The organism is Trichococcus alkaliphilus, from assembly GCF_003008695.1.
GTDB lineage: Bacteria > Bacillota > Bacilli > Lactobacillales > Aerococcaceae > Trichococcus > Trichococcus alkaliphilus.
On record NZ_PXZT01000004.1, the window covers coordinates 73,615 to 95,342 of the forward strand.

Below are 21,728 nucleotides of genomic sequence, written 5' to 3' on the forward strand. Positions count from 1 at the left end.
AAATGGGGGATAATTATCGTGACATTACAGACACGCTCCGTTCCATTGGATGGGATGCGGGCGCTTGCGATTCTTGCCATCATTTTCTATCATTTGATGCCTCATGTTTTGCCGGGCGGTTACTTGGCCGTAAACATTTTTTTCGTCCTGACTGGTTTTTTCATCACAGCGTCTGTGATCGAAGAATACAGCCAGAAGGAAAAATTGGCTTACAAGCGCTATTTGTCCAGAAGGTTCAACAGATTGTTCCTTCCGTTGCTGGGGATGCTGGTATCGGTGACTGCCTATATCACTTTGTTCCAAAGGGACTTATTGCTTAATTTGCGGCCTTGGCTCCTTACGTCATTGGGGATGGTCAATAACTGGTGGCAAATTTCTGTTGGCGGTTCGTATTTTGAACAATTCTATGTGCAATCACCTTTCCTGCATCTCTGGTTCCTTTCGGTCATGAGCCAATTCTATGTCATCTGGCCTTTGATTGTGCTGTTGCTGTTGGCCCTTTTCAAGGATAAACGAATCATCCTTTACACAGCGGTCGGACTTTCTTTGTTTTCGGCCCTTGCGATGGCCGTACTGTATGTACCAGGCGAGGACGCTTCGCGCGCCTATTATGGGACGGATACGCGCTTGTTTTCATTTATGATCGGCAGTGCGCTGTCGGTTGTTTGGCCGTTAGCGAAATTGAACGAGCCTGTGTCGAAACGAACGAAGCGAAGGCTGACGCTCGCAGGCTTGTTCAGCTATGCGGTTCTCGGTTTGATGTTCAGCAGGATGCTGGATAGCCAGTCATTCACCTACAGAGGCGGGATGTATCTCAACAGCATTATCATCGGCGTTGCGGTAGTCTTAACAGCGCATCCGGCAACGAGCCTTTCAAGAATGATGCGGTTCAAACCGATTCAGTGGCTCGGCAGGCGGAGCTTCCTGCTTTATCTCTGGTACTATCCTGTCATTTCCCTTTATCAAGCGAAAGTAGTCGATACAAGCGTTGATCCCGGACGGCATATATTTATCCAGCTGGCAATCATGCTCAGCCTTTCCGAAATAGGCTACCAAATATTCGAAAAAAAGCGTTGGAAGATGATGTCCGTGCAGTCTTGGCGACCTGCCGATACGATTGCCCGAATAAAGGCATCAGGATCCGAAGGCTCAACCAGGCATTTTTCGGGAAAATTTGCTGCGTTCGTCAGTTTCTGCCTGTTGTTGACTGCTCTGGCGGGATTTGTCCAAGCACGATCCGGCGAGAATGCCGCTGTGCAGGAGCTGCGTGAGCAGATCGCTGCCAGCCAAAGCAAAATGGAAGAGATCAATCGCGACGATTCCACCCGCAGCAGGGCCATCAACAATATCGAAGGGCTCGAACGGGAGACCGTTTTGTTTGCTCACGGCGCGGATATTACTTTCATAGGCGATTCCGTATTGCTCTCCGTCGCGGATCAGCTGGTTACGATTTTCGGTCGGGCAGTTGTCGAAGGTGCAGTCAGCAGACAGCTTTACCAAACCACTGAGGTGATTGCTGACTTGGAAAAACGGGAACAATTGCATGACACAGTCGTGGTCTTTCTGGGTTCCAACGGGACTTTCACTGAGACGCAAATGGAAACATTCATTAAGGAAATCGGCACATCCCGAGATCTGTTTTTCCTCACGACGAATGTACCGCGAATCTGGAAGGATAGCGTGAACGAGCAGTTGGCGCTTGCCGAAAGCAACCATTCCAATGTCCATATTTTGGATTGGAATGCCTTCAGCAGCGGACACGACGAGTGGCTTCTGGAGGACCAGGTCCATCCGAATCCGATGGGCGCGCAACGATTAGCCCTTTTTGTGGCAGAGGAAATCTATCAAGAATTAAATGATGAAAATGGGAGCAACTGATTATGAAAATTCAATTTTTAGGCACCGGAGCGGGGGTTCCTTCCACCAGCAGAAATCTTTCCAGCATAGCATTGAAATTATTGGATGAACGCAATGCCATCTGGCTTTTTGACTGCGGAGAGGGGACACAGCAGCGTGTGCTCAAAACAACGATCCGGCCCAGGAAAGTTGAAAAGATCTTCATCACCCATCTGCATGGAGATCATATATTCGGCTTGCCCGGGTTCTTGAGCAGCCGGGCTTTCCAAGGCGGAAATACGCCTTTAAACATCTACGGGCCTGTGGGAATCAAGGAATTTGTGCTGACCAGTCTGCGCATATCCCAGTCCCACCTGCGCTATCCGATCTTCTTTCATGAAATAACCGAAGATGGCGTAGTGTTTGAAGACGAGCAATTCCGAGTGAACTGCGCAAAACTGAATCACGGCATCGTTTCTTATGGGTACCGTGTCGAAGAGGCCGACTATCCGGGCGAGTTGCAGGCCGATAAGCTTAAAGAGATGGATGTTCCCGCGGGACCTCTCTACGGAAAGCTGAAAAATGGGGAGACCGTGGTTTTGCCTGACGGGAGAACCATCAATGGGCTGGATTTTATCGGGAAAACGACTAAAGGACGCGTCGTAACGATTCTGGGCGACACAAGGAGAACGAAAAATACGGTCATTTTGGCAAAAAATGCCGATGTGTTGGTTCATGAGAGCACCTTCGGGAAGGAAGACCAAGCGATTGCGTCGGATTATTTCCATTCCACCTGCATCGATGCAGCCAATGTGGCCAAAGAAGCAAACGTCAACCAACTTTATTTGACTCATATCAGCGCGCGTTACCTCAACGGCAATGCGCATCAGTTGCAGCGGGATGCCCGCAAAGTCTTTCCTGACACGAAACTCGTCAACGATTATGATGAATTCGAAATAGCGCTGACGAAATGATCGCAGGAAGCTTGCTCGTCTGAGAATCATTTCGTTGATAAGTGTTGCAAGTTGACTATGCATCGGCAAAAAGATGATAATAAGGGTGAGAAATATCAAAATGAGTGGGGCGATTGTAATGAAAAATCAATGGAGATTAGTAGCGGGCATTATTTTAATCATCATCATTGTGTTGTTTGCCGTTTTCAATGTCGATTCTGTGCCGGTCAATTTTGGTTTCGCTGTTGTGGATGGACCCCTTATCATCGTCATCCTGGTTTCTCTCCTGATGGGCTCGCTCATCACCTTGTTGGTTGCGACAGGCAGTGCAACGAAGAAGAACAAGGAATTCAAACAGATGCGCTCTGAAATCGATACAAAAGGGAAGGAAATCCAGAATGCAGTTGATGCGACGAAAGTCGGGTATGAACAACAACTCGCTGATCTGCGGACAGAATTGACTCAGAAAGACAACAAAATCAATTCGCTTGAAGAAGAATTGATCAAGAAGTTTACTGGGGGAAGCCCGGATCAGCCAAGCGGTGTTTGACGAAAATAAAGCGGCGGATCCACCAGATCTGCCGCTTTCAGTTGCAAAGAAAAGACTAGAACGAGGTCAGCTTCTAGTCTTTTTTGGATTAGTGGGAGCCTCCGTGCGCCTGTATAGTTTATATAGTTAGGAGTCGGTAAATTGTTAGCGTCAAAGATGAATTGGAAAATACGCAAATCAGAAATTGATGATTCTGTAAGCAAGGAAATCATTCAGGCTACAGGTTTATCAGAAACATTCGTCGTGCTTTGCATGCAGCGAGGATTGGAAACAAAAGAACAGATCAAAGCTTTCATTGATGGCGCCGAAATGGAATTCCATGATCCGTATCTGCTGCACGATATGGATAAAGCGATTCATCGCTTGACTGTAGCCATTGAAGCTGGAGAAGAAATCGTCGTATATGGGGACTATGACGCGGATGGCATCACAAGCACAAGCATTCTTGTGGAAACGATCGAAGTATTGGGCGGCAATGTCGGCTATTACTTGCCGAACCGCTTTACGGACGGTTATGGCCCCAATGCTGCTGCATTCAAGAAATTGATTGAAAACGGGGCGCAACTGATCCTGACATGCGATAACGGGGTTTCCGGCCATGAGCCGATAGCGATGGCAAAAAAAATGGGCGTGGATGTCATTGTTTCCGACCATCACGAATTGCCCGATGCTTTACCTGATGCGTATGCCATCATCCACCCGAAACATCCGGCAGGATCCTATCCTTTCCCGGATCTTTCCGGAGCTGGCGTCGCCTTGAAAATTGCGGCGGCCCTTCTGGGGGAAATGCCATACGAATCGCTCGATCTGGCCGCTATCGGTACGGTTGCGGACCTGGTCAGTTTGACAGGCGAAAACCGCTGGATCGTGAAGCAGGGACTGCAAGTCATGAAACAAACGCATCGACTCGGTTTGGCTGCATTGATGGAAGCCGCGGGAATAGATGCGGCCAATTTGGACGAGGAGAGCATTGGTTTCATCATCGGTCCCCGTTTGAATGCTGTCGGGCGGTTGGAGGATGCGGGTCCGGGCGCTGAACTGATGTTGTCATTCGACGAAGAAAAAATAGCTGAACTGGTTGCGTACATACAGGAGAAAAACGTTGAGAGACAGGGCATTGTCCAATCCATCCATGAAGAAGCCAGTGCCGAACTGGCGAAGACCGATAACATGCCGGATGTTGTCGTGTTGGGCAGCAAGAACTGGCATGAGGGTGTTCTCGGTATCGTGGCCAGCAAGCTGGTCGAGGAATTCGGACGCCCGACAATCTTGTTCCGCATCGACGAAAAAACCGGCATCGCGAAAGGATCCGCCCGCAGCACGGAAGCCTTGGATATGTATACTGCATTGACCGATTCAAAAGACCTTCTCACGAAGTTCGGTGGGCACAAAATGGCAGCAGGCATGAGCCTTCCCGCTGCCGATTTGTCAGCCTTCACTGAAAAGATAAACAGCTATGCGGCTCTTTATCACGACGCCATCGTGTTGGGCGAATCCATTTACATAGATGCCATGCTGCCGCTTGCCGATGTCACGCTGCCGTTTTTGAAGGAATTGGAATTGCTTAAACCTTATGGGACTGATAATCCAAAGCCTATATTCGGCTTCCAAAATGTGCCTTTGACGGACATCAGACAGATCGGTGCCGACAACAAGCATCTGAAGTTCAAACTCAAGGACAAAAATCTCTTTCTGGATGTGATCGGCTTCAACAAGGGGAGCATCAGCAACCACTTGAACGAGGCGGATGTCGTTTCCCTCATCGGGGAACTTTCGATTAACGTTTGGCGGGACAGCGCGAAACCGCAGCTGCAGCTGAAAGACATCAAAAACAAGCATGTCCAGTTTTTCGACAAAAGGAGTTCGATCATCCAAGAATCGGTATTGGCTGTGGAAGATGCCCTGTATCTATTTTCGACTTCCGGCATCATGAAACAATTTTATGAGCGCATCCCGAACAGTTCGAACGCCGCGTTGCTCACTGACAATACTGCGGACGCCTTGCAGGATGTCAGCGCCAGCAACCTGGTGCTTTTCGAATGTCCTTTGAAGATGGGCTTGCTGGCTGATCTTTTGAAGAGCAATCAGTTCGAAAATGTGTATGTCGTATCCCATGAATCAAATAGCGTTTACGCAGACGGAATCCCTCCTAAAGACCAGTTTGCAAAGTTCTACCAATATATCCGTTCCCATAAGGATATCGATGTGAGAAATCGGTTAGATGCCTTAGCAAAATACTTAAAAATCAAAAAAAATCTTGCCATTTTTATGATTCAAGTGTTTTTGGAGGCGGGATTTGTTACAATAGACAATGGTTTCATCAATGAGGTCCAAAACCCTGTCAAAAGGGCTTTGGACGACACCCAGGTATACAAAGATCGCCTGCAGAAAATGGAAGCTGAAAAGGTATTCATCTACAGCCCGTTTTCGCAGTTGACGAAATGGTTGAATGAACAGATGATGGTACAATAATTAGGAGGAACACAAAATGGACTTGAAACAATATATTGCTGATGTCAAAGATTTCCCGGAGCAAGGCATCATTTTCCGCGATATTTCACCCTTGATGGCGAACGGTGAGGCTTACCGCTATTCGATCAAAGAGATTGTGAAATATGCCCAGGACTTGAATATCGATAAAGTAGTCGGACCTGAAGCGCGTGGGTTTATGGTTGGCTGTCCGGTCGCTGTGGAATTAGGCTGCGGATTCGCAATGGCCCGCAAAAAAGGCAAATTGCCGCGCGAAACAGTGGAAGTATCCTACGGACTGGAATACGGAAAAGCAACGCTGCAATTGCATCAAGATGCTATCCTGCCTGGTGACAAAGTGTTGGTATGCGATGATTTGTTGGCCACTGGCGGGACTATAGCCGCAACCATCGAATTGGTGGAAAAATTAGGCGGAGAAGTCGTCGGGTTGGCATTCTTGATCGAGTTGCTGGATTTAAAAGGCCGTGACCTGGTTCAAGGGTATGACATCTTCACACTGATGGAATACTAAGAACAATTAATAATCCAAATTTGGATACACATGCAAAAAGGCTGCCAGTAGTTGGCAGCCTTTTTGCGGCAGACGGGGGAATATCCGTTATATGATGTGGTTCCGGTACAGACCGACTACTTTCCCCAGAATGATGACAGAATCCAGGATGATCGGATCCATGCTCGCATTTTCCGGTTGCAGGCGATAGTAGTTGTTTTCTTTATAGAATCGTTTGCAGGTCGCTTCATCATCATCCGTCATGGCTATGACGATATCGCCGTTTTCAGCCGTGGCTTGTTTTCTGATGATGACTGAGTCGCCATCGAATATGCCGGCGTCGATCATGCTTTCTCCGCGGATTTTCAGCATAAACAAGCTTCCGGAAGAGGATTTCAGATCAGGCGGAACCGGGAAATAATCTGTTGCTTCTTCGACGGCCAGGATGGGAGCTCCGGCTGTGACGGTACCCAACAAAGGCATCTTATCCGACATGATCCCGAGTTTGTCCAGACCCGCTTGAGTCAGTTCGATCGCACGGGGTTTTGTAGGGTCGCGTTGGATAAAGCCATTTTTCTCAAGACGCGACAGATGGCCGTGCACTGTGGATGTTGAGGAAAGTTTGACTGCATTCCCGATTTCCCTGACGGTCGGCGGATAGCCTTTTTCTTGGACTTCTTCATAAATGTATTGAAGCACTTCAACTTGGCGTGAATCTTTATTTTTAACCATGAGATCATCATCTCCGTAATCCTATATTTATAAGTTTAGGATACCATTAATCATCCAAAAAATCAAACAGATGTTCGCATATTCTTGGGGATGACGCAAGAATATGCTCAAAATTGTCCCGAAACCGGCAAAAGCTGAAGCGTTTTCGAAAAATCACTAAATTTATCCGTGATTGCTATTTCTTTTTCGCATAATCTTTAGTACAATTAATGAATGAATGCTTTGGAAAGGGGGATGAATACGTGTCAACAACAGCATGGGTAATGATGGTCATTTTAGGAATAGTAATAGGCGCGGTTGGCGGATTTTTCCTTGCAAGACGTTATATGGTAAAATATTTTGAAGAAAATCCACCGATCAACGAAGAAATGTTGCGCTCTATGATGATGCAGATGGGTCAAAAACCATCCGAAAGAAAAGTAAAACAGATCATGGCTTCTATGAAAGCACAATCAACAAAGAAAAAGAAATAGACTAATGAAATAATATACAAAATGTGGATCTCTACGGTTCCACATTTTTATTTTGTCCGGATACAGGTAAGAAGGGAGTAATATACGTGAGTATTTTCAAAAAATTGAGTTGGTTTTTCCGTCAAGAATGGAAATCGTATTTTGTGGGCGTCTTTTTCCTGATCATTGTGGCTATACTTCAGGTTGTTTCGCCGCGCGTTGTCGGAATCATCATCGATGAAATTGCCTTAGGGACCTTAACGATGGCTTCTTTGTGGAAGTGGTCGGCGATCATATTGATTGCGGGCATCCTGCAGTACCTTTTCCGTTATATTTGGCGGATGAAGATTTGGGGTACTTCGGCAGAGTTGGAAAAGATACTTCGTTCACGATTGTTCAAGCATTTCACCGAAATGGACGCTGTCTTTTTCCAGAAATACAGAACCGGCGATCTGATGGCGCATGCGACGAATGACTTGAATGCGATCAGGATGGTCGCAGGTGCAGGCATCCTGACACTTGCTGATTCGATTTCTTCAGGCGGCATCACGCTTTTCACAATGTTCTTCTTGATCGATTGGCGTTTGACGCTAATCGCCATGATTCCGTTGCCGGCTTTGACGCTGGTGTCGAGGATCCTCGGGCAGAAGATGCACAAGCGTTTCCGCAAGGCACAAGCTGCTTTCTCTAATCTGAATGACAAAACGCAAGAGAGTGTATCCGGCGTGAAGGTCATCAAGACATTCGGCGAAGAAGAAGAGGATATCCATGATTTCGAGGCGATGACTAAGGATGTCGTCGCGAAAAATAAAGCTGTCTACTTGGTCGATGCCTTATTTGATCCGGCGATCCAACTTATTTTGGGGCTTTCTTTTGCATTGACGATCATCTTTGGTGGCCGTTTTGTCGTGGAAGGCAGCATCAGTATCGGTCAGCTGGTTTCGTTCATCAGTTACATCGGAATGATGGCATGGCCGATGTTGGCAGTGGGCAGATTGTTCAATGTACTGGAACGAGGCAGCGCCAGTTACAGCAGGATCGATGAGCTTCTGAAGGAAAAATCAACGATCCAGGAGCAGAAGAATGCTATCCAGACTCCGGTTACCGGCGATCTGGATTTTCAGGTAACCTCATTCGGTTACCCGAACAGCGAAGAAATAAGCCTACAGGATGTCAACTTCCATTTGGAGCGGGGACAAACGTTAGGGATCGTCGGCAGAACCGGATCGGGCAAAAGCACGATTTTCCGTCTGCTGTTGCGGGAGTATGATCAGTATGCCGGCAGCATCAACTACAACGGGATCGATATCCGTGATTACTCATTGGACGCATTGCTGAGCGGAATCGGTTACGTTCCCCAAGACAACTTTCTGTTCTCTTCTGACGTCAGGGAAAACATCCGTTTCGCTGATCCATCCATCAGCCAACAAAAGGTTGAAGAGGCTGCACGCTTGACCGCTATCCATCATGATATCCTTGGGTTTCCCGAGGGCTACGATACATTGGTTGGCGAAAGGGGTGTTTCCTTATCCGGTGGACAAAAGCAGCGGATAGCGATTGCGCGGGCTTTGGTGACTGAACCTGAGCTGCTCATCCTGGATGATTCCTTATCCGCGGTGGACGCGAAGACGGAGGAAGCGATCCTGACTGGGCTCAAGGAAAAGCGAACCGATCAGACAACAATCATCGCAGCCCATCGGATCAGCAGCGTGATGCATGCGAATGAGATCATCGTCCTTGATGAAGGGCGCATTGTCGAACGCGGGACTCATTATGAGTTGATGGAACTGGACGGCTGGTACCGCAGAATGTACGAAAAACAACAACTCGAAACCAAATTGGAAGGGGCGGATGAAGCATGAGTGGATCAGTATGGTCTAAAACAATCCCATTGAAGGAACAACTCCGGGTAATCAAACGAATCTTCCGCTTTGCCCATCCTTTCCGCCATCAATTTTTGATCGCTTTACTTTTCAGCATCGCGTTGTCGTTGGTCAATGTGGTGGCACCGCGCATCATCCAAATTTACATGGATGATTATCTGGCTGTTGGCAATGTCACGACCAACATCAGTGTGCTATTTGCGCTGGCTTATGTAGGAGTCGTCCTGCTGAAGATGTTGGTCACGTATCTGCAGCGCTATATCTTCAGCATGGCATCCGAACAAACCGTTGAGAATATCCGCAATGCCGTTTTCCGTAAGGTCAATCAATTGGGGATGCGCTACTATGACACGACGCCGGCCGGATCGATCGTTTCGCGCGTCACGAATGACACTGAAACCATCAAGGAATTCTGGAATGTATTTTTGGCCTTGGCAGAGGGAATCTTCAGCATCATCACAGTGTTCATCGCTATGTGGACATTGAATAAGCAGATTTCCCTTCTGTTCATCGTATTTGTCCCGATTATGGCCGGTCTGATTTGGTATTATCAAAAGTACAGCACGCGCGTTTACCGCACGATGCGTGAAAGACTGAGCCAGCTGAACACGAAATTGAATGAATCGATTTCCGGCATGGCGATCATCCAGCAGTTCCGCCAAGAAAAACGTCTGCGCGCGGAATTTGATGCGATCAATGACGATTACAGCAAAGGACGCGTAGCGATGGTCCAGATGAACGCCTTGATGCTGATGCCAGTCGTCAATCTGTTGCAGGCAATTGCGTTGGCGATCGTGCTTTGGCTATTTGGCTATCAGACGTTGAATGGCGTAGTGGAGTTGGGAGTCATTTATGCGTTCACTACCTACATCCAAAATTTCTTCCGTCCGATGGGGATGATGATGGATAACCTCAGCGCCCTGCAGGACGGCATCGTCTCCAGTTCACGGGTCCTGAGCGTATTGGATAATGCCGAATTGGCGCCAAGCCAACCTGAAGATTCGGAATTGGAGATCATCCAAGGCAGGATCGAATTCAAAAACGTTTCCTTCTCTTATGACGGCAAGCAGGATGTGCTTAAGGACATCAGCTTTACAGCGAATCCGGGAGAGACCGTCGCGCTGGTAGGCCACACAGGCAGCGGCAAAAGTTCGATCATCAATGTCTTGCTGCGTTTTTACGATTTCGAGAAAGGCGATATTCTGATTGATGGGAAATCAATCAAGACGTATCCGATCGATGAAATCCGCTCAAAAATAGGCTTGGTCCTGCAGGACGCCTTCCTATTCTACGGCGACATCTCGCATAATATCCGTTTGATGAGCAAGGCTTATACAGACCGAGATATAGAAGGCGCAGCTGCCTTTGTGCATGCCGATTCATTCATCGAGTCGCTGCCGGGAGGTTATCATGCAAAAGTGATCGAACGCGGAGCCAGTTATTCAAGTGGTGAGAGACAATTGATTTCGTTTGCCCGAACAATTTTGCGGGATCCGAAAGTGCTCATCCTTGACGAGGCGACAGCCAATATCGACACCGAAACGGAACTCCTGATCCAAGAAAGCATGCGGAAGATGCGTGAAGGCCGAACTACGATTGCAATCGCACACCGTCTGTCCACTATTCGCGATGCCCATCTGATCCTGGTGCTTGACAAAGGCCGCGTCATCGAAAGAGGCACACATGAAGAGCTGATCGCCAAACGGGGAACTTATTATGACATGTACATGCTCCAGTCGATGAACGATTGATTGAGTGATCAAGTGATACGGCAGCAATGCCAAAAAAACAGCGCCGGAAAAAATTTCGGCGCTGCTTTTTTCTTTTTATTGAATTGGTAAATGATGCTTCCGGACAATACCGGGGCATTATTTTGCGATGTAGACGAAATTCGGATCGATTTCCTGATCCAATTGGCGGAAGGTTGTTCCGATCAGTTCGTCATAGGCCGCCAGTTCTTCTCTGGAGATTCGTTTCTCATTCGGTAGGTAGATGGGCTTGCCGAAGCGGACAGTCGCCTTTTTGCGCTTCACGAGATCCTTGAGTGTGAGCGGACCTTGATAGACAACCGGAAGGATCGGAACGTTGGCCAACTTGGCGATGGATGAAGTGCCGCCTTTGATTTCTGCGGAATGCCTTGATCCGGTCGGGAAGATCAGCAGATTGGTTTTGCCTTCCTTCAGGATCGAAACAGGTTGCTTTAGGGCGCTCGGACCCGGGTTTTCGCGATTGACAGGGAAAGCGTTCATGTGCGTGAGCAGCCAATTCATGAATTTCCCCTTGAAGAGTTCTTGCTTCGCCATTGATGAAAATACGTGCGGATACACGCCAAACGAAATGAAAATGGGGTCCAGCAGACTTCTGTGCGGTGCTGCAAGGATATAGACTGTGTCTTTCGGAATGTACTCTTTGTTTTGGATTTCGGTCTTGCCGTTCAGGATACGGACCAGAAATCTGACTATGATGACGACTGTTTTAAAAAACATGACAGGGCTCCTTTTGCTTTGGCATTATGCTAATAAGTATGGGATAGTTTGTTGAATATTTCAAGTTAAATATTCCGTTCCTGTCTCCATCAAAGGGGAAGAAGGTATATTTTTCGACGAAATTGCAGTACAATAAAGGATGGACAGCAAGAAGCAGAGGAAGTGATAGCGTGAAATGGAGTATGCCGGACAAGTTGATACAAGAGGGACGCGAATATGTGAATGAGGATCGCGTACTATCCGTGCAACCGGATTTCCACAGCCAGGTTTGGCATTGTGAGGTGCTCGGCAGTAAAATGTATCATGTCACCTTAGACGGGACAGCCAGGGAACAGGATGTATGTCAGTGCAAGTATTGGAAAAATCATCAGTATTGCAAGCATACGATCGCTGTTGAATTGTATTTGAAGGAGAAATGCGGCACCCGTATTCTGACGGAAAGCAGCGCTGAACAGTTTCAGGTTGATGCGGAAACTGCCGGTCAAGAATTTGTGAACGACTTGACGCAGATTTTCTTCCAAGAAAACAAAGGCGCCCAGAGCCTGAACACCCAAGCAGATTTTTTAGTGCAGTATACGCTGCAGGTTCTGCGCATGAAACCAAACAATCTGATGCAAAATACAGGTGAGCATGTATTGGCTCTATCCTTGCGTGCAGGGGTCGATAAACCCTATATGGTCACCAATATCGAACAATTTACGGAACAATTCATCAAACAAGAAAAATGGGAATACCGTCTCGGCGATGGGATTGATTTCCGGACAGTGAAGATACAGGAAATGGACCAGCCCATCATCTACCGGTTGCATAAATTGCTAGAGGAGCAATCCGCTGCGTTGAATAAGCAATTGCTGAACGTCACGGCCAGAAAATTGGATTCCTACCTGATCCTTCCGCCGAGTTCAGCGCACTCTATCTTGGAGGATTTGATCCAAACCGGCCGAGTAGAATGGATTTCCGGCGAGCAAACGTATCCGGATGTGCAGATCAGTCACGAAAAACCGGGCTATCAATTCCTTTTGGGAAAGAAAGGCAAGGGAATAGAACTTCGCATCCAGTGTGACGATATCATCCAGCTGTTGGATTATGACTGGCTGATCGAGGGCAACAAAGTTCACCCACTCAGTGTGCAGCAACATAAACTGTTAGGGTACCTCTCGTTCTTTGAAAAACGTTTTGACGACTCAAATGTGATCGGAATTGAAGAACCCGATGTATCGGATTTGCTGACCTATGTCATCCCTTTGCTGAAACAAATCGGAACGGTGCACTTCAGTGAAGAACTGGAGCGCAACATCATCGATGAGCCGTTGACTGTATCCATCCAATTCCGTGGTCCGGTGAAGCGCATAAAAGGGGAGATTTTCTTCAAATACGGGGAAACGGTCTTCCGACAGAACCGCGCCTCGAAAACAGAGTCCCAATTTCTGATCAGGGACACAATAGGTGAAGAGCGGATCCTGCAGGTATTGGAAAATCTGGAATTCAACATAATCGAAAACCAAGTATCTTTTTTGGCTTCGAAAGACGTTGATCTATTTAGCTTTCTTTACAGGAAAATACCTGTTCTGCGCCGTTATGCAGAGGTCGAATTAAGCCCTGACCTGCAGAATCTGATAGTGGAAAATACTGAGGTGTCAACTTCGGTCCAACGCCGGACAAGGGATTCCTTTTTGGATATCCGTTTTGATGTCGGCGGCATTTCGGAAAATGAAATAGACAGATTGTTGAACAGCCTCAAAAAAAATGACGCCTACTACAAGACGGAAGACGGGCGCATCCTATCTTTGGAGACGGAAACAATGAAAGAGATGAATCGTTTCCTTTCATTGATCAAAGATGAGTCCCAGCTTCACGACGGGACACTCTCCATGCCGATGATCAAGAGCATGACGCTCGAAAAAGAAATCAATGATCTGAACCCTGAGGTCGGCAGCCAAGATTTCCTGAACGAACTGTATCATTTCATCAAGCACCCGAACGAGTTTCCAGCTGAACTTCCGAAAACATTGCAAGCGGATTTGCGTCCGTATCAAGTGACAGGCTTCAAATGGCTGAAATTCCTTTCCAACTACGGCTTAGGCGGTATTTTGGCTGATGAAATGGGACTCGGCAAAACGCTCCAGTTGATCACCTTTCTGCTCAGCGAAGTTGAGGAAGGGAAAAATGATGGCAAACCTGCTTTGGTGATTGCACCGGCTTCGCTGATTTACAACTGGAAGTACGAATTCCAAAAATTTGCGCCATTGCTGAAGATAAGCGTCATCAGCGGCGTGAAAAAGGAACGGGAAGAGCAGTTGTCGCAGTTGCCCGAGAACGGCATTGCGATCACCTCTTACCAAAGTTTCCGGCAGGATATCGAGTCCTACCAAAAATGTGATTTCTACGCGATGATTCTGGACGAGTCTCAGTACGTCAACAACTATAATACGAAGACGTTCCGTGCCATCGCCAAGATGAATGCCCGGGTCAATATCGCGTTGAGTGGCACGCCGATCGAGAACAGTGTGACGGAATTCTGGGCAATCTTCCAATTGATTTTGCCGGGATTGTTTCCGAAACTGCAGGAATTCAAAAAAATGTCACTTGAGGACATTTCGAAAACAGCCAAACCCTTCATGTTGCGCCGGCTGAAGGCGGATGTTCTGGGCGATCTTCCGGAAAAATCCGAAGCCGATATCTACAGCAGCCTCAATCGCGACCAGAAAATCATGTATTTGGCCTATCTGCAGCAACTGCAGGAAAAGGTATCTGATTATGACAGTGAAGATTTCCAACGGAACCGCATGGAGATTTTGGCCGGACTGACCCGTCTGCGTCAAATCTGCTGCGATCCCCGTTTGGTGGATGCGGCCTACGAAGGCGGCTCGGGGAAATTGGAACAGCTGGTCGAAATATTGAAAAATGCCCAAGAGAACAACCAGCATGTTTTGGTGTTTTCACAGTTCACGTCCATGCTGAAGTTGATTGAAGCGGAGTTGGCCAAGGAAAATTTAAGCCATCTCTATCTCAGCGGAAAAACCCCTCCCGCCGAAAGGATTACGTTGGTCAATCAGTTCAACGAAGGCCACACGGATGTCTTTTTGATTTCACTGAAAGCGGGCGGCACCGGGTTGAATCTGACCGGCGCCGACACCGTCATCCTATTCGATCTATGGTGGAACCCGGCAGTCGAAGAACAAGCCGCAGGACGAGCACATCGCATCGGCCAAAAGAAAAATGTGCAGGTATACCGTTTCATCGCGGAAGGAACCATCGAAGAGAAAATCAACCAATTGCAGCAAGACAAAAAGATGCTCTTTGATCAGTTGATCGTATCCGAAGGGGAAGAGGCGCTCAGCCGACAACGGTTGACGAACGATGACATCAAGCAAATTTTGGGGATCCAATCCTGAAATAACCAGTAATGAGGCTGTTTGGTATCCATTTTCTGAAAAAACACTTGCTTCTTTAAATATAATTCGATATAATTATCAACGGTGCAAAACCACATTTCACACCTTGATCGATACGGTGGACGTTGCTTATCGGAAGATGAGTTTCTGCTGTAGAAGAAATCGGGGGAGGAAAATAAAAACAAACTTGGAGGAAACAAACATGGCAGTAATTTCAATGAAACAATTATTGGAAGCAGGCGTACACTTCGGTCACCAGACTCGTCGTTGGAACCCAAAAATGAAGAGATACATCTTTACAGAAAGAAACGGTATCTACATCATCGACTTGCAAAAAACTGTAAAATTAGTCGACGAAGCATACAAATATATGCTTAACGTTGCTGAAGAAGGCGGCGTAGCTTTATTCGTAGGGACTAAAAAACAAGCGCAAGATTCAATCAAAGACGAAGCTATCCGTTCAGGTCAGTTCTTCGTAAATCACCGTTGGTTAGGTGGTACTTTGACTAACTGGGATACTATCCAAAAACGTATCAAACGTTTGAAATCAATCGAAGCTATGTCTGAAGACGGCACTTTCGAACTACTTCCTAAAAAAGAAGTTTCTATCTTGAAAAAAGAACAAGAACGTTTGGAAAAATTCTTGGGCGGTATCAAAGATATGCCTAGAATCCCGGATGTAATGTTCATCGTTGACCCAAGAAAAGAAAGAATCGCTGTTCAAGAAGCTCACAAATTGAACATTCCTATCGTCGCTATGGTTGACACAAACTGTGATCCAGATGAAATCGACGTAGTAATCCCTTCAAATGATGATGCTATCCGCGCAGTTAAATTGATCACTGCTAAAATGGCTGATGCTTTCATCGAAGGCAACCAAGGAAAAGATCAAGTTGAAATTTCTGTTGAAGAAACTTTTGCAGCTGAAGCTGACGAAGCAACTTCATTAGAAGAAATCGTTGAAGTTGTAGAAGGCAACAACGAATAATATTTCCTATTTAGTTTGAAGCAACGAGCTGTCTCAGAAAAGAAGAAAGATATAGCCAATTTGGCAGCCGACATCTTTTCTATTCTCTTTGGGACAGCTTTTTTTATGAAAAAGAATATTCAGGAGGAATCATAGAATGGCACAAGTAACAGCAAAAATGGTTAAAGAATTACGCGACATGACAGGCGTAGGCATGATGGATGCTAAAAGAGCTCTAGTAGAAGTCGATGGCGACATGGACAAAGCGGTTGACTACCTAAGAGAAAATGGTATGGCTAAAGCAGCTAAAAAAGCTGACCGTATCGCTGCTGAAGGACTTGCAAACGTATTTGTTGACGGAAATACAGCCGTAATCGCTGAAATCAATGCAGAAACTGATTTTGTTGCGAAAAACGACAAATTCCAAAACTTGGTAGCTGACATTACAGCGATCATCGCTAAAAACAAACCAGAAACTGTGGAAGCTGCTTTAGCGATCGAAACTGCTGAAGGTACATTAAACGATGTTATCTTAAGCGCTACTACAATAATCGGCGAAAAAATTACTTTGCGTCGCTTTACTATCGTTGAAAAAACGGATGCTGATGCTTTCGGCGCTTACCTGCACCAAGGCGGACGTATTGCTGTATTGACATTATTGGAAGGATCTGCTGATGCGGATGCTGCTAAAGACATATCTATGCACATCGCTGCCATCAATCCTAAATATGTTTCACGCGACGAAGTTTCTCCAGAAGAACTTGAACATGAGAAGAAAGTTCTGACAGAACAAGCATTGAACGAAGGCAAACCAGCCAACATCGTTGAAAAAATGATCGTAGGCCGTTTGAACAAGTTCTTGAGCGAAATTTCATTGAACGATCAACCTTTTGTTAAAGATCCAGATCAAACAGTTGGACAATTTGCTGCTTCTAAAGGCGGCATTGTTAAATCATTCGTTCGCTACGCTGTAGGCGAAGGTATCGAAAAACGCTCCGTGGACTTTGCAGAAGAAGTAATGAGCCAAGTTAAAAAATAATGAAAATTGCCCCTTAATTGGGGCTTTTTTATCATAGTCATAAACCTGATTGATCAGGGGTCAGCCAATTACGGAGGGAAATATAGAATGAGTGAACCAAAATACAAACGCGTTGTTTTAAAACTAAGCGGTGAAGCTTTAGCGGGCAACACTGGTTTCGGAATCAATCCGCCGACGATCGAAGAAATCGTTAAAGAAATCAAAGAAGTACATGACTTGGGCGTAGAAATGGCTATCGTTGTCGGCGGCGGCAATATTTGGCGTGGCACGACAGGCGCTGAAATGGGCATGGAGAGAGCGCAAGCAGACTATATGGGTATGCTTGCGACTGTCATGAATTCTTTGGCTTTGCAGGATGCGCTGGAGAATGCAGGCGTTCCGACCCGTGTTCAGACTTCCATCGAAATGAGACAAATTGCCGAACCTTACATCCGCAGACGTGCTGTCCGTCATCTTGAAAAAGGACGCGTTGTGATCTTTGCTGCCGGTACCGGCAATCCTTACTTCTCTACTGATACGACAGCAGCCCTTCGTGCCGCTGAAATCAATGCTGACGTTATTTTGATGGCTAAGAACAATGTTGATGGGGTCTACTCATCCGATCCGATGAAGGACTTGAACGCAACAAAATTCTCTGAATTGACTCATTTGGATGTTATTTCCAAAGGACTGCAAGTAATGGATACTACAGCAAGCTCATTAAGCATGGATAACGATATCCCGCTGGTTGTATTTAACTTAAACAGACAAGGGAATATTCGCCGTGTTATACTTGGAGAAGATATCGGAACGACTGTAAGGGGGAAATAATCATGGTTAAAGAAATCCTGGATAATGCGATCGACAGAATGAAAAAAACGGAGGCTGCATTGATCCGCGAACTTGGATCGATTCGGGCAGGCCGCGCGAATGCAAGTTTATTGGACCGCATCGAAGTGGAATACTACGGAACGAACACTCCAGTGAATCAATTGGCTTCCATCACGATTCCTGAAGGACGCATGTTGTTGGTAACACCTTACGATAAATCCAGTATCGGCGATATCGAACGCGCGATTTACCAAAGCGACCTGGGCATCAACCCAGCCAATGACGGTAACGTCATCCGTTTGGTTATCCCGGCGCTGACTTCAGAGCGACGCAAAGAGTTGGCAAAAACTGTCGGCAAAGAAAACGAAGCGGCTAAGGTCTCTATCCGCAATATTCGCCGCGATGCTATCGAAGCGTTGAAAAAAGCAGAAAAGAACAAAGAAATCACAGAAGACGAGTTGCGCACTTACGAAAAGAAAGTGCAAGAGTTCACCGATAAATCTTCCAAAGAAATCGACAAAATAACAGCGGACAAAGAAAAAGAAATTTTGGACGTTTAAAATTTCATCCGTTGGAAAGGAGCCAGGGCACAAATCATTTCGAATGATTTGTGCCCTGGCTCTTTTTAAAAATTATATAATTTCCTGTTAATCATAGGAATTCAGGCGGGTTTTTGTTAAAATATAGAGAGTTATGAAAAAGTGAGGGATAAAGCATGGCTCTATTCAAGAGTGAGAATCCAAAAACAGAAATGCCGTTCGATGAAAATGGCATCGTTCCAGCCCATGTCGCCATCATCATGGACGGAAATGGCCGTTGGGCAAAGAAAAAATTGATGCCGCGGGTCTACGGACACAAAGAGGGCATGAATACCGTGAAAAGGATAACCATAGAAGCAAGCCGCCTTAATGTAAAGGTGTTGACGCTATATGCCTTTTCGACAGAAAATTGGAAACGTCCGACTGATGAAGTCAATTTTTTAATGGGTTTGCCCATCGATTTTTTTGATGTGTTCATGCCGGAATTGATGCAGAACAACATCAAAGTGACGACCATCGGCTGGATCGATCAATTGCCCGAAAAGACGCTGAAAGTCGTGCAAAATGCGATCGAAAAAACGAAAGACAATACCGGCTTGATTCTGAATTTTGCATTGAATTACGGTTCCAGGGCTGAAATCCTTCAAGCGACAAAAATGATTGCGCGCGATGTTGCAGCGGGAAAACTCTCAGAAGACGACATCACCGATGAAATATTCGCCGGATACCTATTCACAAGTGGACTTGGTGAATGGCAGGATCCAGACTTGCTGATCCGCACCAGCGGGGAAATCCGTTTGAGCAATTTTTTGCTCTGGCAGGCTGCATACAGTGAAATGTACTTCACGGAAGAATTTTGGCCTGATTTTTCAACAGCCAGCTTGCAGGCTGCGCTAGCAGAATATCAGCATCGCAATCGCCGCTTCGGTGGCATATAGGGAGGATACCATGAAGGAAAGAGTAATCACAGGCATAGTGGCTGCCGCCGTTTTTATCCCATTTTTATGGATTGGCGGACTGGCGTTGCAACTGCTTATGACAGCAATCGGATTGATCGCTGTCCAAGAACTATTAAAGATGAAAAAGCTGACCATCTTCAGCGTGGAGGGAATCATCACCGCTTTGGCGACCGTCCTTTTGATGTTGCCGGAATCTTACCTGCATTTCATCCCAGACGGCATCGATGCGATGCTTTTGATTTATTTGGAAGCATTGATCCTGTTCGTATTCACAGTGTTCTCAAGAAATGATTTCACCTTCGACGATGCAGCTGCTTCCGTTCTGACTTCCCTTTATGTCGGGAGAGGCTTCTATTACTTCATGCAGACAAGGGATATTGGATTTTGGATGGTGCTTTTAGTGCTGTTCATAATCTGGGGAACGGATATCGGCGCTTACATGATCGGAAGGAAAATTGGCAAGAACAAATTGGCCCCGGCAATCAGCCCCAACAAAACGATTGAAGGCTCCGTCGGCGGATCGATCGCTGCTGTGCTGATTGCTATCGTGTTTTTCCATTACTACAATCCATTGGGGTTATCGATGGGCCTCCAGATCATGCTGGCAGTCCTGCTTTCGGTCTGTGGACAGATGGGTGATTTGGTCGAATCGGCATTCAAACGCTATTTTGGCGTCAAGGATGCCGGGAAGATATTGCCCGGACATGGCGGCATGCTCGATCGTTTCGACAGTACGCTTTTTGTGATGCCTGTGTTCCATATTTTTCTGCATTTCATATTTTAAGAACAGCAAGGCAAGATACAGAAAGGGAGGGATTACATGTTTCAGACAATCATAACATTCATCATCGTATTCAGCATATTAGTGATCATCCATGAATTCGGCCATTTCTATTTTGCGAAAAAAGCTGGCATTTTGGTTCGTGAATTCGCAATCGGCATGGGACCGAAAATCTTCTCTCATCGCAAAAACGGAACGACCTATACGATCCGGATGCTGCCTATCGGCGGTTATGTGCGGATGGCAGGCATCGGGGACGAGGATACCGAGTTGAAACCCGGTATGCCGCTTAACATATCCCTGGATGAGGCACAACAGGTCACTCAAATAGATTTAAGCAATAAACAGCATCTGCACGCTGTTCCGATAGAATTACTGGAAGCTGATCTGGAACAGGCTCTCTTCATAAAGGGCATCATTCCGGGAAGTTCGGAACCCGTTACCTATGAAGTCAAACGCGATGCGACAATCATCGAAGCGGACGGAACGGAGCTTCAGATTGCTCCTATCGATGTGCAATACCAATCAGCTCCCTTGCTGAAACGGATGATGACAAACTTTGCCGGACCGATGAATAATTTCATTTTGGGTATTGCGGTGTTCATCACGATTGCGTTCGTGCAAGGCGGCGTTACGGTCAACGATAATCGCCTAGGTGAAATCCAACCTGACAGCCCTGCGGAAGCAGCCGGATTACGGGCAGATGATGTAGTCCTGGCTGTGAACGGCGAAGAAATCGCTGAATGGACAGAACTGGTTGCGTCCATCCAAGCCAATCCGGGCAACGAAATCACACTCTCTGTCGTGACTGACGGCCAGGAAGCACGTGATGTCCTCGTCACGCCCGACACGAAAACCGATGAACAAGGCAATGACTATGGGCTGATCGGTGTCGCTCCCCCGATGGATCGCACCTTGATGGCTAAAATCAGTTACGGGTTTGAAGAATTCTGGTTGATAGCCACTTCGATCTTCGGATTGGTCTTCTCCATGTTCAGGACCGGCTTCCAAGCCGATTCATTCGGCGGGCCTGTTGCCATCTATGCGGCAACGGAGCAAGTTGTTGATTATGGCTTTCTGAGCGTGCTCAGTTTCTTGGCCTATTTGAGCATCAACCTTGGTGTCGTGAATCTTTTGCCGATTCCGGCATTGGATGGCGGGAAACTGCTGTTGAACGTTGTGGAAGGAATCAGAGGCAAACCGCTGGATCCTGAAAAGGAAGGCATCATCACAGCTATCGGAATGGGGCTTTTGCTCCTGCTGATGGTCATCGTCACTTGGAACGATATCCAAAGATTTTTCTTTGGACAATGATAGGAAGATAATAAGAAGATTCAAAGAAAGGAAAGCTCATTCTTTGGATCTT

The 21,728-nt window shown here is 46.6% G+C and carries 18 protein-coding genes; 16 read left to right on the plus strand and 2 right to left on the minus strand.

The window, feature by feature from the left end; translation table 11 throughout:
• The first annotated feature begins 18 nt into the window (after positions 1-18).
• The 5 genes from C7R73_RS05140 to C7R73_RS05160 all read left to right on the plus strand — a co-directional run bounded on the left by C7R73_RS05140 (position 19) and on the right by C7R73_RS05160 (position 6,340).
• Positions 19-1,878 (plus strand): acyltransferase family protein, encoded by a 1,860-nt coding sequence (locus C7R73_RS05140; RefSeq protein WP_106449458.1) that lies wholly within the window; start codon positions 19-21, stop codon positions 1,876-1,878.
• A 2-nt stretch (positions 1,879-1,880) separates the two neighbouring features.
• Positions 1,881-2,810: a ribonuclease Z gene (gene rnz, locus C7R73_RS05145; protein ID WP_106449459.1), complete on the plus strand. Its 930-nt coding sequence runs from the start codon at positions 1,881-1,883 to the stop codon at positions 2,808-2,810.
• A gap of 118 nt (positions 2,811-2,928) precedes the next feature.
• Positions 2,929-3,339: a lipopolysaccharide assembly protein LapA domain-containing protein gene (locus tag C7R73_RS05150; protein WP_106449460.1), complete on the plus strand. Its 411-nt coding sequence runs from the start codon at positions 2,929-2,931 to the stop codon at positions 3,337-3,339.
• Between the two features lie 141 nt (positions 3,340-3,480).
• Positions 3,481-5,811, plus strand: coding sequence for a single-stranded-DNA-specific exonuclease RecJ (gene recJ, locus C7R73_RS05155; RefSeq protein ID WP_106449461.1), 2,331 nt, complete (start codon positions 3,481-3,483; stop codon positions 5,809-5,811).
• 16 nt (positions 5,812-5,827) lie between these two features.
• Positions 5,828-6,340, plus strand: coding sequence for an adenine phosphoribosyltransferase (locus C7R73_RS05160; RefSeq protein WP_106449462.1), 513 nt, complete (start codon positions 5,828-5,830; stop codon positions 6,338-6,340).
• A gap of 87 nt (positions 6,341-6,427) precedes the next feature.
• Here C7R73_RS05160 and lexA read toward each other — a convergent pair whose 3' ends face one another.
• A complete protein-coding gene (lexA, locus tag C7R73_RS05165; RefSeq protein ID WP_086984765.1) occupies positions 6,428-7,051 on the minus strand; it encodes a transcriptional repressor LexA in 624 nt (207 codons plus the stop codon).
• Between the two features lie 242 nt (positions 7,052-7,293).
• Between lexA and C7R73_RS05170 the strand changes: the two genes are divergently transcribed.
• The 3 genes from C7R73_RS05170 to C7R73_RS05180 all read left to right on the plus strand — a co-directional run bounded on the left by C7R73_RS05170 (position 7,294) and on the right by C7R73_RS05180 (position 11,137).
• The gene (locus C7R73_RS05170) at positions 7,294-7,524 is read left to right on the plus strand and encodes a YneF family protein (protein WP_068559628.1); all 231 of its coding nucleotides are present in this window, start codon (positions 7,294-7,296) and stop codon (positions 7,522-7,524) included.
• A gap of 86 nt (positions 7,525-7,610) precedes the next feature.
• Positions 7,611-9,365, plus strand: coding sequence for an ABC transporter ATP-binding protein (locus C7R73_RS05175; protein ID WP_106449463.1), 1,755 nt, complete (start codon positions 7,611-7,613; stop codon positions 9,363-9,365).
• On the plus strand, positions 9,362-11,137 hold the full coding sequence (locus C7R73_RS05180) for an ABC transporter ATP-binding protein (protein WP_106449464.1): 1,776 nt from the start codon (positions 9,362-9,364) through the stop codon (positions 11,135-11,137). The genes C7R73_RS05175 and C7R73_RS05180 overlap by 4 nt, the downstream gene beginning before the upstream one ends.
• Before the next feature lie 117 nt (positions 11,138-11,254).
• Here C7R73_RS05180 and C7R73_RS05185 read toward each other — a convergent pair whose 3' ends face one another.
• Positions 11,255-11,872, minus strand: coding sequence for a lysophospholipid acyltransferase family protein (locus tag C7R73_RS05185; protein WP_106449465.1), 618 nt, complete (start codon positions 11,870-11,872; stop codon positions 11,255-11,257).
• 170 nt (positions 11,873-12,042) lie between these two features.
• On the opposite strand from C7R73_RS05185, the gene C7R73_RS05190 reads away from it, so the two are divergent.
• The 8 genes from C7R73_RS05190 to rseP all read left to right on the plus strand — a co-directional run bounded on the left by C7R73_RS05190 (position 12,043) and on the right by rseP (position 21,676).
• The gene (locus C7R73_RS05190; RefSeq protein WP_106449466.1) at positions 12,043-15,267 is read left to right on the plus strand and encodes a DEAD/DEAH box helicase; all 3,225 of its coding nucleotides are present in this window, start codon (positions 12,043-12,045) and stop codon (positions 15,265-15,267) included.
• Positions 15,268-15,469: 202 nt separating this feature from the next.
• Positions 15,470-16,255, plus strand: a complete 786-nt coding sequence (gene rpsB / locus C7R73_RS05195; protein WP_086627867.1) for a 30S ribosomal protein S2 — start codon at positions 15,470-15,472, stop codon at positions 16,253-16,255.
• A 136-nt stretch (positions 16,256-16,391) separates the two neighbouring features.
• Entirely contained in the window at positions 16,392-17,273 is an 882-nt protein-coding gene (gene tsf, locus C7R73_RS05200; RefSeq protein WP_106449467.1) for a translation elongation factor Ts, read from the plus strand.
• Between the two features lie 87 nt (positions 17,274-17,360).
• Positions 17,361-18,083 carry a UMP kinase gene (gene pyrH / locus C7R73_RS05205; protein ID WP_086627869.1) on the plus strand — a complete coding sequence of 241 codons (723 nt, stop codon included), beginning with the start codon at positions 17,361-17,363 and terminating at the stop codon, positions 18,081-18,083.
• A gap of 2 nt (positions 18,084-18,085) precedes the next feature.
• Positions 18,086-18,643, plus strand: coding sequence for a ribosome recycling factor (gene frr / locus C7R73_RS05210; RefSeq protein ID WP_086627870.1), 558 nt, complete (start codon positions 18,086-18,088; stop codon positions 18,641-18,643).
• 155 nt (positions 18,644-18,798) lie between these two features.
• Positions 18,799-19,560 carry an isoprenyl transferase gene (locus C7R73_RS05215; protein ID WP_106449468.1) on the plus strand — a complete coding sequence of 254 codons (762 nt, stop codon included), beginning with the start codon at positions 18,799-18,801 and terminating at the stop codon, positions 19,558-19,560.
• 10 nt (positions 19,561-19,570) lie between these two features.
• On the plus strand, positions 19,571-20,365 hold the full coding sequence (locus C7R73_RS05220; RefSeq protein ID WP_106449469.1) for a phosphatidate cytidylyltransferase: 795 nt from the start codon (positions 19,571-19,573) through the stop codon (positions 20,363-20,365).
• Between the two features lie 36 nt (positions 20,366-20,401).
• Positions 20,402-21,676: an RIP metalloprotease RseP gene (rseP, locus tag C7R73_RS05225; protein WP_106449470.1), complete on the plus strand. Its 1,275-nt coding sequence runs from the start codon at positions 20,402-20,404 to the stop codon at positions 21,674-21,676.
• Positions 21,677-21,728: the final 52 nt, after the last annotated feature.